Genomic DNA, 14,337 nt, shown 5'->3' with positions numbered 1-14,337 from the left:
CTCAGTTTGGGGCTCTGTAAAAGTCGTTTAACGAATTGGTGTAGTAACTGTAGTTGATTTTGCTGTGTCGCTGGAAAATATGAGGTTCTTTATATCCAACCGGCACCAGTGTCAGTTTTGTCATGCCGTTTATCGTTTTAAAATCATCGGAATTCAATGTTTGTTGGTCGAACAATACATCAAAATAGAATAAATACTTAGCTACCCAATTTATATAACTCTCTGCTTCTTCGCGACTCAACTCTCCTTGTTTATTAACAAGCTTTAAATTTACATTTTCGTTGTATATCGCTTTTTGAAACTCAACACCATTTAGGGGGGTAGCGTTTAAGGTCGGCATAATATTAAACTGAGGGTCAATAAAAATCCATTTGTCCAATTCACCAGAATATACCTCTGAAACAACATGACCGGCACCACGCCTCACTTTTTCGACATCTCTTGTTTTCAAGCCCAATGTTCGGGCAGGCATTCCAATACAATTAAGGGCGGCAGTTGCAACAATGCCATATTCTACGCAACGAAATTGTTTGCCTTCGTGAGCTTCTTTCAGAATGGTCAGCGCATCTTGTTTTGATGGATTGTTGATTCCGTTATGCTCCCATTGTTTGCTGGTCCAATCTAATATATTTTTGATTTTTCCTACATCATCCTTTTCACCATTTACCAGCTGTTTCAGATTGTAATTGGTTTCTAATTCATGCAGGTACGCGTTATTCACCGTGTCGGCATAATAAAACGTATAAAGTTCATTCGGAGCATCGTTCGAATACGATATCTCTTTTAATTTACTTGAAGGACTTATGTTTACCAATTGATAAAAAGAAGTGCAGCTACTTAAAAATACGCTGCAAAGTAAAATTACTGACGGTTTCTTTAGCATGATCTCTGGTTTTTTATTCTTGTGTGTAACTGTTTAGTGAAAAGTATCGGTCCGACATCTATTCCAAATTGTTCTTTTGCAAAATTTTATTGGCCACCTTAAAGCCAATACCCACAAAAATGATGATAATACCAAATGTTAAATACTCCCATTCGCCTCTGAAATTCATTGACGGCATATTACCGTGGCGGCTATCAATCTGCGATAGTAAAAACTGAAAAATATTAGCGATTACAAATCCAAATCCGGAGACATAAAATAACTTGTTCAGGATGATTAGTAAATCGGAAATATCCTCCTTTTTCTTTGTTGCTTCTTTATTTATGAATTTGTCGCGCAGGAAATTCAATATCATTAAGAGAAGATAAACGACAATAATTACAAAAACCAGTTTCATAAAAACGGAGGTAAATCCACCTAAAAAGTCGGCATTCAGGTTAAAAGATTGTTTTTGGTCCATTAGATGATTTTTAACTATTTATAAATTATTTGATTTGTTTTTTTTATGTTTGGTTTAACGGAAAATTGTAAGTTGTGGTTGCGGATTGCGTGTGATTGTCCGTCCGCAGGACGAAAGACAATCATGCGAGAACCTGAGGCGACAACCTGCACCGAAACCGCAATGGAATTTACAAAATGTTGTGGTGTCGTTTTTTATTGTTTATCATTTAGTTTTTTTTATCAAATCCAATCGCACTAAATAAGGATTATCAATATCTAGCCTAAAAGCACCATCATAAGTGTAATTCATTGTTATCCTTTTATCTCCTTCTATGAAGGTTAAGGTTTTGTTGGTTAATTGATACTTAAATTCTGAAGCACCAAAGAATGTTTCACCAAATTTTTCATCGAGGATGACAGAATCTTTACTGATAAAATTAAATGGAGTCTCGCCAAACTTTGAAATAACCAGATTATACAGTGTGTCAGGATTGATGTCTGGTTGCTGTCGAAAGCCCCCAATAACATATAAACCTTGTAACTCATTAATTTGGTTGTTGCTACATGAATATCCGAAAGTAACAATAACTGTTAATACGATAATTACATTCTTAATCATTTTTTTTGGTTTTTAATCAGTACCTAATTTGATATTAAAAAAAAAATTAAATCCAATTTCGGTCTTTTAGTTTTCAGCCATCCCCATGAGATTCACATATTTGCTTTTATATAAGATGTGCAAAAATGCACCACAGCGTATGTGTTTTGTTCATCTTGATTCTATATCGCTTATATCGTTACAACAAGTGTCTCTATATGCCCAATATGGCATGTAAAGCACTATCATCATATTCTTCTTATTTTTTACTGCTATTCCAGGGCGCGTATTCACGGTATTCTGCTTTAGTAATTTAAAACTAAACATATTTTTTATTTCTCCGGCTTACAGATGGTGAAATTATTAACATAAATGAAATGTGCCGGGAGATGTCTGGAAAACGAATTATTGATATACTTCTTCACCAATGGGGGAAAATACATCAATCACGAATAAAATATCTCATTAAAAAAAGAAAGAGTTTACCCAATCTCTTGATTTTCTGAACGAATGTCAGTAAATTGTATAAAAATTCGACTATCCTTTAAATTGTTTAATCTTTTAAAAAAAAATCGTTATTCCTATTCATAACCAAAACAACAACGAAACAAAATAAGCAACGGCTAATTCTGCCGCAAAACAAAAATACTGCAGAATCCAGGATTCTGTTTTTCATTTATAATTTTTGACATTGACAGCCTGCCCATTTGGGGTGGGCTGTTTAATTATGAACGGCAATATCATGCTTTACCCCTTTGTCTGTCGACATTTCCCCTCAAGAGGGGAAACAGCAGCAATGCCAGGTTCGAGGCTTCGATGGAATGCTCTCTCTTATCCCTCGTTACAAACGAGTGGTAGTAAACAAATTCATCAGGTAACTTGAAATCACCTGCTGAATAGCGCACAAAAAAGGGGAAACCTTGCGGTCTCCCCTTCTTCTATCAAATTCTATAATATAACTACATTAAGAACGAAATAAGCACACCTGCAGCAACTGCCGAGCCAATTACACCAGAGATGTTACTGGCCATACAGTACTGTAAAATGTGGTTCTTTTTGTCGTATTTCAATGCCAGCTCGTTAGCCACACGCGATGCCATTGGCACGGCACTCAGTCCGGTTGCACCAATAAGCGGGTTGATCTTTTTCTTGCTGAACAGGTTTACCAGTTTCACGGCAAAAATACCACCGGCAATCGATATGGCGAAGGCCACAAAACCTCCAACCACAATACCCAGTGTTTTTGCCGAAAGGAAAACCTCAGCAGTCATAGTTGCTCCAACGGTAAGCCCAAGGAAAATAGTTGCGGTGTTCATAATCGGTCCTTGTGCGGCATCGGCCAAACGGCTTGTCGACGAACCAACCTCTTTAATCAGGTTACCAAACAACAGCATTCCTAACAGCGGTACCGACGACGGAACCAGAACAGCAGCCAGTGTTCCCAAAGCAATAGGGAAAATAATTTTGGCAGCTTTCATATTCTTGATCTCGTATTTTGCCGGGTACTGTTTCTCCATCTGTTTCATGTTGATGGTGAACTCTTTCTTCGTGATAAACAACTTTGCAACCAACGGAATAATTACCGGCACCAATGCCATGTACGAATACGCCGCAATAGCAATAGGGCCAAGCAAATGCGGAGCCAGTTTAATGGTAGTGTAAATAGCCGTTGGGCCATCGGCACCACCAATAATACCCAGCGAAGCCGCTTCTTTAGGCGTAAAACCAACAGCAACAGCCCCCAGTAAGATGGCAAAAATACCAATCTGTGCAGCGGCACCAAACAATGCCAGTTTCAGGTTACGCAACATCGGACCAAAATCAGTCAGTACTCCAACTCCCATAAAAATTATAGGAGGCAGTAAGCCGGTTTTAATCAGCGAGTAATACAGGTAATTCATAATCCCGTAATCGTGCGCAATTTCAAACAGGTTCATATACCGGTGTCCTTCCAGCTCAATCAGATCCGGGTTTACAACACCCATTTGTCCCCCCGGAAAGTTGGCCAGCAACACACCAAATGCAATCGGGATAAGCAACAGTGGCTCATACCCTTTCTTTATTCCAAGATAAAGCAGCACAAACGAAATCGCCCACATGATCAATGTCTGGTAGGTGATCTCGCCAAGTGCGGTCATGTTAAACAGTTCTGATAAAATATCCATAAATCTGTTTTATGACAGTTGAATCAAAACATCGTCTTCATCTACGCTGTCGCCATTGGCTTTTAAAATAGCGGCAACAGTACCATCGCTCTCCGCAACAATAGCGTTGTAGGTTTTCATCGATTCGATGTAACAAACCAAATCACCCTCTTTTACTGTATCGCCAACTTTAAGCGCGGTTTCCGATGTATCTTTTGTTAACATGAATTTTCCTTCCAGCGGCGCAATAACTTCAGCAGCAACATTTCCGTTTGTGGCAGCAGCAACAGCTTCCTCTTTAGCAGCACCATTACCTGACGATCCGTTACCCGAAGCAGCACCGGCAGCGGTAATCTCACCATAACTTACACCTACCTTAAATTTCTCGCCGTTTACATCAATAATCATTGATTTTGGTTCGAACGCAGCTGCAGGAAGTTCAACTACCTCTGGTTTTGGCTCGGCAGCAGCTTTCTTCTCGGCAAGGTCGGCTTCGAAATCGGCTTTTGCTTTACCCGATTTATAGGCACGGTATTGCTCGGGGTGCATAGCCAGCTCGAACAACTCTTCGTCGTCCTGACCATAATCCCAACCGTTGTCGTCCATTTCTTTTTTAAACACATCCAGGTTATCAGGATACTGCTCTTGCGGAACGCCTGTAAAGAATTCCTTTCCGCTTGCTTTGGCTAGCTCGATAATTTCCGGTGCAAGTTCTCCGGGAAGTTTTCCTGATTTTCCGATAATCATATCCCAGATGTTATCGGCAATCATACTCCAGCGCTCGCGGCCTTTAATTACCTGCAACACGTTCATCAGCGCCAGGTTTTTAACATACTGGCTAAATGGAGTTACCAGCGGTGGGTATCCAAGTTTCGGCCAGATGTATTCTACCTCATCAAACAGTTTTATCAGCAGATCATCCTGCGTTAAGGTTGGTTTATTGCGTTTTGTAAGCCATTTATTCAGGCTCTCGAGGTTGTTACCCAGATCGGCCATTAAACTCCCCATCATTCCGCCCGGAAGACCAGAACCGATCAACAACGAATTCATATGACGGTTTTTCGGGTTGATATAGTAACCAAGGAAATCGTCGATAAACTCCTGAGTCATCGCACGAACTTCCATGTAGGCTTTCATATTCACTTCTTTTACTGCATAACCGGCATCTTTTAACATACCTTGCACAGCCAATACATCGGCATGGCCTGTACCCCACGAAAGTGGTTCCATAGCAACGTCGACATAATCAACTCCGGCACGTGCAGCCTCTAAAATACTTGCCATTGAGAAACCTGGGCCTGAGTGACCGTGGTACTGAACAGTAGTTTTAGGATGTGCAGTTTTTATATTCTTAATGATTTTACCGATGAAAGCAGGACGACCAATACCGGCCATATCTTTTACACAAATCTCGTCGGCACCCATTTCAATTAAGGTGTTGGCCAGGTTGGTGTAATACTCCACCGTGTGCACTTCCGAAATGGTTAAACTCAACGCTGCCTGCGAAATCATTCCACCTTCTTTGGCAAACTTTATCGAGTTTTCAAGGTTTCGCGGATCGTTCAATCCACAGAAAGAACGGGCAATATCAGTACCCTGTAATTTTTTTACTTTAAACATCAGCTTACGAACGTCGGCAGGAACCGGGCTCATACGAATACCATTCAAAGCACGCTCCAACATATGTGTTTGAATACCGGCATCGTTAAACGGCTGTGTCCATCTGCGGTTGGCAATATTCGGATTCTCGCCAAACAAAAGGTTGATCTGTTCGAATCCACCACCATTGGTCTCGACCCTGTCGAAACATCCCATATCGATAATTGCGGGTGCTACTTTTTCAAGTTGTTCTACTTTGGGAACGTATTTCCCTGAGGATTGCCACATATCTCTATACAGCAAGCTAAATTTGATTTCTTTCTTCATTTCTGTTTATTTTGGTTTTATTGGATAAAAAGATACCTTTTACTTCGTCGCCGTTTTTTCCCTCGCCTGCTCTATTCTTTGCGGTTAGTTGAACTGCCTCCAGGGAAAAGGTGACTGAACTTGATATCCGTTAACTACTCTTTTATTTTCTCCACCGATGTAACGCTGCCTTTTCCTTTGGTAGTAATTTCAACAGCAGAAACAATAGCGGCCAGTTTTGATGGGTTAATTTCCTGTTGCGAAGTTGCTGCAGCCCCCGATTGATCAATAACAGCAACAGCAAAACGATTGGTAATTCGAATAATAATGTTACCCAAAACCACCACCATGATGAGGATAAAAAATACCGTACTCATGCCCGTAAGCATCAATTTTAAAGCTTCGTTCATTTTTGTGTTTTTTGTTTAAATTGATTTTTTAGAGCTTGCAAATATATATTTCATTATCACATAGCGATTCATTTAACTTACGATTTGATACTTTTTTAAGGGTTTTAATATCACTTTGTAATTTTAAATAAAGAATTATTTCTTTTTACATATGCAAATATTTAACTATGAAGAGTTTATAGGTCGTCAAAAAAAATATTTCCAAAACACCTGCTTTACAACATAAATATCAAGCAGTTAACATTAAGGTTAGATTTGAAGGATTTTTTGTGTACAAAACACACATTGCAAAACAAAATGAACTTAAGACCTGAATATCCTGATTGCGACAAAAAATGTAACGATTTGAAAACATAAGCAGGGAGAAAACCCAGCTATACCAATAAACAGTTCTATCGAATTTATTTAGTGTTTAAATTTAATGTACCTTTGCGCCAGATTTTAGGTTTAAGAATTTTGATTTTACCTCCTGATCCCCCATCTTAGGATATATGACTTTTCTTTAAATCTCATTTCTTAACATTAAAAACTTTTTTAATAGCTGCTGATATTTATTAAATTCGAGGTCAGTAAGCTAAAATCACTATTAAAATTATATATGGGAAGATCGAAAGAAACATTTGGTAAAAAAGAAGTAAGAAAAAAACAAGCAAAGAAGAGAAAAGAAAAAGAAGCAAGAAAACAGGCTCGTAAAGAAACCGGAGGCAATTCAGGACTGGACGACATGATTGCCTATGTTGATGAGTTTGGTAACATCACCGATACTCCGCCGGATGAAACACAAAAGGAGGAAGTAAACGTTGAAGATATTGATGTAAGTGTACCAAAAGGCGGTTACGGAGAAGCAGAGCCTAAAGAAAAACAAGGTGTAGTTACATTCTTTAACGAACAAAAAGGATACGGTTTTATTCGCAACCTGTCGAACAACCAAAATATCTTTGTTCACATTAACGAAGTTGAAGGCAATATTAAAGAAGGAAACCGGGTTACCTACGAAGAAGGACAAGGACCAAAAGGACCTGCGGCGATGAATGTGAAGATCTCGGGCTAATCTGTTCACCAAAACAAACGGCAGCTTCTGCCAAAACAGTTTATAAGATGGGAAAAGATTTAAAGTTAGCGGTACTTATCGATGGCGATAATATTCCCTCTGCTTACGTTAAAGAAATGATGGAGGAGATTGCCAAATATGGCAATCCAACCATTAAACGTATTTATGGCGACTGGACCCGACCGGGTTTAACCAAGTGGAAAACCCTTTTGCTCGACAATGCAATTACACCCATACAACAATACGGTTACACCGCAGGAAAAAATGCTACCGACTCGGCTATGATCATCGATGCCATGGACATCCTTTACAGCGAAAAAGTAAATGGATTTTGTTTGGTATCGAGCGACAGCGACTTTACCCGGCTGGCAACACGCCTGCGCGAAGCCGGAATGCATGTAATTGGCATTGGCGAGAAAAAAACGCCGGATCCGTTTATCGTTTCGTGCGATCGCTTTATTTATATTGAAATATTAAAAAGCCGCTCGAAAGAAAACGAAAACATTACATCGAGCAAAGCGGATAAAAAAGGTGGTGTTGATAAGATAACACCCAAAGTTATTCGCTTGATTTCGAAAACCATATCGGACCTGGCCGACGATGACGGCTGGGCTTTCCTTGGCGATGTTGGGAGTTTACTCCAAAAGAAACAACCGAATTTCGACTCGCGAAACTATGGTTTTGAAAAACTGACACCGCTGATCGACTCCACCGGGATGTTTGAAATCGATCAGCGTGTAGGCCAGGGAAAATACAAGCTGATGTACGTTCGGAATAAAAAACGATAGCCGGATTTATTCAGATTGAAATTTAGATTGATTTTAAGATTGAAATAGATTGATCTAAAAAACAAGTACGAGTTGCAGGTAGCAAGCATTTTTCAATCTACATCAATCTTCCCTTCAATCTCCATCAATCTTCTCAAGCACGTCTGAAATAGATCTTCCCTTTACCTTTCCACTTTTAACTTTTCATCCCTAAGCTCCGATCGGGATTTGGCTGTAGCCGATTTTCAATTCGACCAGCCTTGCTGATCTCAACTTTTGCCTTTCAACTTTTTACTTTTGCCTTACTCCTAACTAAACAACTCAACAATCTCTTCCTGCGTAACCTGCTCAAACGGATTATTCGAATTAATGAATTTATCGGCCAGCGAGCTTTTCCGTTCTTTTAGCTTTTGAATCTTTTCTTCAATCGAATTCTCGGTAATAAAACGATATACAAAAACATGCTTATCCTGCCCAATACGGTGCGCCCTGTTAATCGCCTGGTTTTCGGCTGCAGGGTTCCACCACGGATCGATAATAAAAACATAGTCGGCTTCGGTAAGGTTAAGCCCTACTCCACCGGCTTTTAACGAAATCAGGAAAATCCGGTTATCCTCATCATCCTGAAAAGCTTTAATTACTTTTTCGCGTTTTGTGGTTTGCCCGGTTAATTTGCTGTAATTCCATTTTTGTTCTCCAATTTTGCTCTCCAGCAGCTCAAGGTGAGTTACAAACGACGAGAACACAAGCACTTTGTGTTTTTCAGCCACTAGGTTACTCAGCATGCGGAATATCTCATCGAATTTGCCCGATCGTTCCGACGCTTCATCATCCACCAGCGAGGGATGATTGGCCAACTGACGCAATTTGGTAAGTCCCTGTAAAACGACAAACTGCGATTTTTTGAGGCCTTCTTTTTCAATGGTCGATAAAATAGTATTTCGGATAACCGATTTTTCCTGCTCGTACAATTTTTGCTGCTCACCCGCCATCGGGCAAATCCGCACTTCTTCCATCAACGGCGGAAGATCTTTGGCCACCTCCACTTTTTTACGGCGCAAAACAAACGGACGGATCATCAGCTGCAGTTTGTCCATTTGTTCTTCGCTGGCATGCTTTTCAATGGGCGTAATAAATGTACGGCGGAAAAATGCCAGGTTCCCCAACATTCCGGGATTCAGGAAATTCATTTGCGACCATAAATCCGACAGGGAATTTTCAATCGGCGTTCCAGTAATTACCAGTTTGTAACGTGCTTTAATATCCATTACCGCTTTGTAGGTTTTCGAGCTTGAATTTTTTATCGACTGACTTTCATCTAAAATCAGGTAAAAGAATTCAGTGCCCCGCAACTTATCGATATCATTACGAACCGTTCCGTAAGTGGTAATTATAATGTCGTAATACGACGCCACTTTTCCCAATTCCTCAGCCTTTTTGCGTTGCGTTCCCACATGCTGATAAACTTTAAGTGCCGGCGTAAATTTCCGGATTTCGTTGCTCCAGTTATGCACCAACGATGTGGGTACAACAATTAAACTGGCCGGTTGCACAGCGGTTTCCGATTTTGTTTCGTCGGCAAACAAATCGCGCTGCCCGCTGGCGTCCACAGGATTATGAATTTTAATTTCCTGCTTCAATCGTTTAAGTTTCAACAAAAGCGTAAGCGTTTGCAGTGTTTTCCCCAGCCCCATATCATCGGCAAGGCAACCACCCAGTCCGTTTCGGTACAAACCATACATCCAGTTAAAACCTTCTTCCTGGTAATTTCGCAGTTTGGCTTTTAAATTGGCAGGCAACACCGGACGCTCCATTTCGGCGTTTATCAGCTTCTCATATTTTTGCTTTACCTCCTTGTCAACCTCCTGAATGGAGTTTTGTAACAAAGTAAAATGGTGCTTCTCAAACTTTATATGCTCGCCCTGCTGTTTACCAAAAGGCAAAAGTCCTTTGTAGCGGGCAAACCACTCTTCGGGCAACACGGCAACTTCTCCGTTTGGCAGTTCAAACTCTCGAATATCGTTTAAAATGTATTTTTTAAGTTGAATAAAAGGAATGCTGAATTCGCCAAACTTTACCACCGCATAAACATCAAACCAATCGCCTTTTGTTTGCGTTTTTAATTCCAGTTTCTGGCTCCCGGTATAAAACTTCTTCTCCAGCTGTTCCTGTTTTATCACAATCCCTTGTTCTTCCAGCTGTGGCCTTTTTTCGTTTAGCCAGTTCACAAAATAGTACAGTGCATTTTGCGGCTCAAGCATCGATACTCCGTTTAGCGTGTACGATCCGTTATCATCCTTTAAGCCGGTCTTTTTAATAAGCTGAAGTACTTTCTTTTCCCAGGTAAAATCGCGCGTGGTTTTGTAATACACAAAGGTGCCGTTTTGTTTTTTCACGCTAACCGCCATTTTGCGGGAAGAATCGGGCAGAAATTTTTCGTCGCCATATTCGAAATTCAACACCAAACACGGCCGGTATTGCAGGTTATTTTCGAGCGACAACACGGCCTTTTTACCGGCCGATGCATGAACGACTTCAAAACCTTTAGCCTTTACATCATAATCGCGCACAGTATTCAGAACAAATCCTGAATAATACTTGTCTTCGATGGTGTTGGGCACCGTAACATAATCTTTCTCGAAAAAGGGCATCAGCTTTTTGGCATTTAGCTTTTCAAACGCTACCAACTGGTTTCGGTAAATCAATAAACACGGATCGTTGGTTACCACCTCCACCGATCGCGCCGACAACAGCATTTCCTTTTCTTCCAAAAATATGTGCAGCCTGTAACGGGTTTGTGTTTCGGTGCGCTCGAATTCAAATTCAGGGCGGGCAAAAAACGGTGGAACTTCAAGTTGATCCTCGTCGTACAGGTTCGAATATTTGGCCTCTTTTCGAAACAAACGTACCGGGCTGAGCATTAAAATGGAACACACCTGCATCATACATTTTTCAATAAAAGGCGTTACCTGTTTTTCGAAATAACCGGGGCGTAACGATGTGTAAAAATCGGACACACTTGCGGCACGTGAAAACTTTTTGGTAAGCCCTTCATCGCTGTATTTTTCAATCAACTGAACCAGCTCTTTTTCGTAGGGTTTAAAAGTGTACTCCGAATCATTCAAGTCGTGCGGTTTTACCAATCGCACCACCGAATAAAAACGCTCCTTCTTTTCAATTAAAAAAGGCTGAAAAACCAGCCCCAAAAAACGGTGCTCGGTTAAGGCTATTATAAATTCAAATCGGTCCATTTACTTCTTCAAAAAAAAGATACGCACGGAACTTTTTAGTATTGCCCGGCATAGCAGTTCCAATTAAAGAACCTCAAATATATAAAAGCTGCCCGGTAACCTGACTTTATTCAGCAAAAATGTTTATAGAAAAATAACATCTTTACGGACATAAAACTTACAGCATGAAGAATCTTACCGTTACTAAAATCAATACAACAACTTCGCTATCAATACAGGAAGCAGCTTTGCTTTTGGAAAAAAACACAAAAACTGAAGCCATTGACATTCTGAATTGGGAAAAAGCCTTTCCATATAAACCGGAGCTTAAATTCAGGATTGCTCACACCGGAAACGAAATTTGGTTAAAATTTTACGTTCGCGAGAAAAATATTCTGGCGCAGGAAACCGAAATAAACGGCGATGTTTACAAAGACAGTACGGTTGAGTTTTTTATTTCGATTGACGGAAAGAATTATTACAATTTTGAGTTTAACTGTATTGGCACGCCTCATGTGGGTTATGGCCCGGGACGTGGAAACCGCACCCCCATTTTGCCCGAAGTTGTAAAACAAATCGATATTGAATCGAGTCTTGGCGACCAGCCTTTTGCTGAAAAGTCGGGAGATTTCTCATGGGAAATGATGATCTGTATTCCTACGCAGTGCTTTGCTTTTGATAAAGTACAAACTTTAAACGGACTGGAAGCAACGGCCAATTTCTACAAGTGTGGCGATGAAACTTCCGATCCGCATTTTGTTACCTGGAATGCTGTTAACACGGAAAATCCGGATTATCATCGCCCTGAGTTTTTTGCTCCGGTTAAGTTTAATGGCTGATAGCAGCGTTACAGACATTTTCCAGAAATACATGCAAATTCCCCAAACAATGTAACCTCTCATATTTTCCGCCAATAAGCACACATGCTATAAAACAGTATTCTATTTTACTACTTACCTTGTATTACTATGTATTTGTTTATACATTAGTTGGAAATTTTCTGAAACAAAGTTTATGACCAATAATAAAACAGGGCAAGATTTTAACATTCGATGGAAGTCACAAATCAAGAAAGGACTGATTGAATACATGATCTTACTTTTTCTTGAGAAGAAAACTTACTACGGCTACGAACTCATTGATAAAATCCGGGAGTTATCGTCGATTGAAATTGCGGAAGGCACACTTTACCCCTTATTAAACCGATTAAAAAAAGATGGAATGCTAACATCTCGCTGGCACGAGCTCGAATCAGGAATTCCACGAAAATATTATACGATTACCAATAAGGGCACTGAACAAATAGAGTTAATGAATGCCTATTTTGAGATGATCGATAACTCGCTACTAAAAATCAAGAACTTAAAACCATAAACCTTATGAATAAGTACATACTTGCATTTGACCAGGGCACAACCAGTTCGCGTGCTATTGTTTTCGATCAGCACGGTGCCATAAAATCGGTTGCCCACAAAGAGTTTGAACAGATATTTCCGAAACCGGGATGGGTAGAACATGATCCTAATGAAATTTGGTCGTCGCAGGCAGCAGTTGCAGCCGAGGCCATTACAAAAATTGGTATTAACGGAAAAAATATTGCCGCAATTGGTATAACAAACCAACGCGAAACAACTATTGTTTGGGACAAAGAAACCGGCGAACCGGTTTACAATGCCATTGTTTGGCAAGACCGGCGAACTGCCAAATATTGCGATGCACTAAAAGAGAAAGGATATCAAAAACTGATTCGCACCAAAACAGGATTGGTAATTGATGCTTATTTTTCGGGGACTAAAGTGCAATGGATTCTTGAGAATGTTAAAGGTGCACGAGAAAAAGCAAACGAAGGAAAATTGGCGTTTGGCACCGTTGATTCGTGGTTAATCTGGAAACTTACCCGTGGCGACAAACACGTTACTGATATTACAAATGCCAGCAGAACATTGCTATACAATATAAACGATTGCTGTTGGGATAAAGAGCTGCTGGAACTTTTTGATATTCCGGAAAGCATGCTTCCCGAAGTTTGTGCATCAAGCGAAATAGTGGGATACACCAAAACAACAATATTTGCACACGAAATACCAATTGCCGGTATTGCCGGCGACCAGCAGGCAGCATTGTTTGGCCAGCAATGCATACACCCCGGAATGGCTAAAAATACCTACGGAACGGGTTGTTTTATGCTACTTAATACCGGCGAAAAAGCCATCCTGTCGGAAAACAACCTGGTAACTACCATTGCCTGGAAGATAAACGGAAAAGTATCGTATGCGCTTGAAGGAAGCATTTTTATTGCAGGGGCTGCCGTTCAGTGGCTTCGCGATCAACTGGGCCTGATAGACAGTGCACCGGAAATTGAAGCTCTGGCGCTTTCGGTTGAAGATAATGGAGGTGTTTATTTTGTTCCGGCATTAACCGGACTTGGAGCTCCACACTGGGACCAGTACGCCCGTGGTATTGTGGTTGGCATAACCCGGGGAACATCAAACGGACATTTTGCACGAGCCACAATAGAAGGAATTGCCTTTCAGGTGATGGATGTGCTAAAAGCAATGGAAGCCGACTCCGGTATTGAAATTAAAGAACTACGTGTTGATGGTGGCGCGGCAGCAAATAACCTGCTGTTACAATTTCAGTCGGAGACACTGCAATCGCCGGTAATTCGCCCCCGCCAACTGGAAACAACGGCTCTGGGAGCTGCCTATCTGGCCGGTTTGGCTGTTGGTTACTGGCACGACCTGAACGACCTGCAATCGCAGTGGGAAAAAGACAAAACTTTTACGCCTCAAATCTCGAAAGAGGTGATGGATAAATCCATACGCAAATGGCAAAAAGCACTCACAAAAGCCAAGGAATGGATTGACGACGACGATGATGAATAAACTACTTACTAAGCCTGAAATTT

The 14,337-nt window shown here is 40.6% G+C and carries 12 protein-coding genes; 5 read left to right on the top strand and 7 right to left on the bottom strand.

Annotated features, from left to right (window positions below):
* Nucleotide 1: 1 nt before the first annotated feature.
* From LH29_RS07085 to LH29_RS07060, 6 genes are all read right to left on the bottom strand, one after another.
* Nucleotides 2-883, bottom strand: a complete 882-nt coding sequence (locus LH29_RS07085) for a transglutaminase-like domain-containing protein (RefSeq protein ID WP_082063457.1) — start codon at nt 881-883, stop codon at nt 2-4.
* 58 nt (nt 884-941) lie between these two features.
* Entirely contained in the window at nt 942-1,343 is a 402-nt protein-coding gene (locus tag LH29_RS07080; protein WP_045027168.1) for a hypothetical protein, read from the bottom strand.
* Nucleotides 1,344-1,547: 204 nt separating this feature from the next.
* Nucleotides 1,548-1,943: a hypothetical protein gene (locus LH29_RS07075; RefSeq protein ID WP_045027166.1), complete on the bottom strand. Its 396-nt coding sequence runs from the start codon at nt 1,941-1,943 to the stop codon at nt 1,548-1,550.
* A gap of 938 nt (nt 1,944-2,881) precedes the next feature.
* Complete coding sequence (locus LH29_RS07070) at nt 2,882-4,087, bottom strand: sodium ion-translocating decarboxylase subunit beta (protein ID WP_045027163.1); 1,206 nt, start codon at nt 4,085-4,087, stop codon at nt 2,882-2,884.
* Between the two features lie 9 nt (nt 4,088-4,096).
* On the bottom strand, nt 4,097-5,992 hold the full coding sequence (locus tag LH29_RS07065) for a biotin/lipoyl-containing protein (RefSeq protein ID WP_045027162.1): 1,896 nt from the start codon (nt 5,990-5,992) through the stop codon (nt 4,097-4,099).
* A gap of 134 nt (nt 5,993-6,126) precedes the next feature.
* Nucleotides 6,127-6,381 (bottom strand): OadG family protein, encoded by a 255-nt coding sequence (locus LH29_RS07060; protein ID WP_045027161.1) that lies wholly within the window; start codon nt 6,379-6,381, stop codon nt 6,127-6,129.
* A gap of 598 nt (nt 6,382-6,979) precedes the next feature.
* Here LH29_RS07060 and LH29_RS07055 point away from each other — a divergent pair.
* Both LH29_RS07055 and LH29_RS07050 read left to right on the top strand, forming a co-directional pair.
* Nucleotides 6,980-7,432, top strand: a complete 453-nt coding sequence (locus LH29_RS07055; protein WP_045027160.1) for a cold-shock protein — start codon at nt 6,980-6,982, stop codon at nt 7,430-7,432.
* 47 nt (nt 7,433-7,479) lie between these two features.
* On the top strand, nt 7,480-8,220 hold the full coding sequence (locus tag LH29_RS07050) for an NYN domain-containing protein (RefSeq protein WP_045027159.1): 741 nt from the start codon (nt 7,480-7,482) through the stop codon (nt 8,218-8,220).
* A 287-nt stretch (nt 8,221-8,507) separates the two neighbouring features.
* On the opposite strand, the gene LH29_RS07045 is transcribed toward LH29_RS07050, so the two are convergent.
* Nucleotides 8,508-11,450, bottom strand: coding sequence for a DEAD/DEAH box helicase (locus LH29_RS07045; protein WP_045027158.1), 2,943 nt, complete (start codon nt 11,448-11,450; stop codon nt 8,508-8,510).
* A 164-nt stretch (nt 11,451-11,614) separates the two neighbouring features.
* On the opposite strand from LH29_RS07045, the gene LH29_RS07040 reads away from it, so the two are divergent.
* The 3 genes from LH29_RS07040 (at nt 11,615) to glpK (ending at nt 14,314) form a co-directional block, all read left to right on the top strand.
* Nucleotides 11,615-12,268 (top strand): carbohydrate-binding family 9-like protein, encoded by a 654-nt coding sequence (locus LH29_RS07040; RefSeq protein WP_045027157.1) that lies wholly within the window; start codon nt 11,615-11,617, stop codon nt 12,266-12,268.
* Between the two features lie 175 nt (nt 12,269-12,443).
* Nucleotides 12,444-12,803, top strand: coding sequence for a PadR family transcriptional regulator (locus LH29_RS07035; protein WP_045027155.1), 360 nt, complete (start codon nt 12,444-12,446; stop codon nt 12,801-12,803).
* A 5-nt stretch (nt 12,804-12,808) separates the two neighbouring features.
* A complete protein-coding gene (gene glpK, locus LH29_RS07030) occupies nt 12,809-14,314 on the top strand; it encodes a glycerol kinase GlpK (protein WP_045027152.1) in 1,506 nt (501 codons plus the stop codon).
* Nucleotides 14,315-14,337: the final 23 nt, after the last annotated feature.

The organism is Draconibacterium sediminis (genome assembly GCF_000949475.1).
Lineage (GTDB): Bacteria > Bacteroidota > Bacteroidia > Bacteroidales > Prolixibacteraceae > Draconibacterium > Draconibacterium sediminis.
The sequence above is the reverse complement of the archived record's forward strand: the minus strand, read 5'-3'. Positions and strand labels throughout refer to the sequence as shown.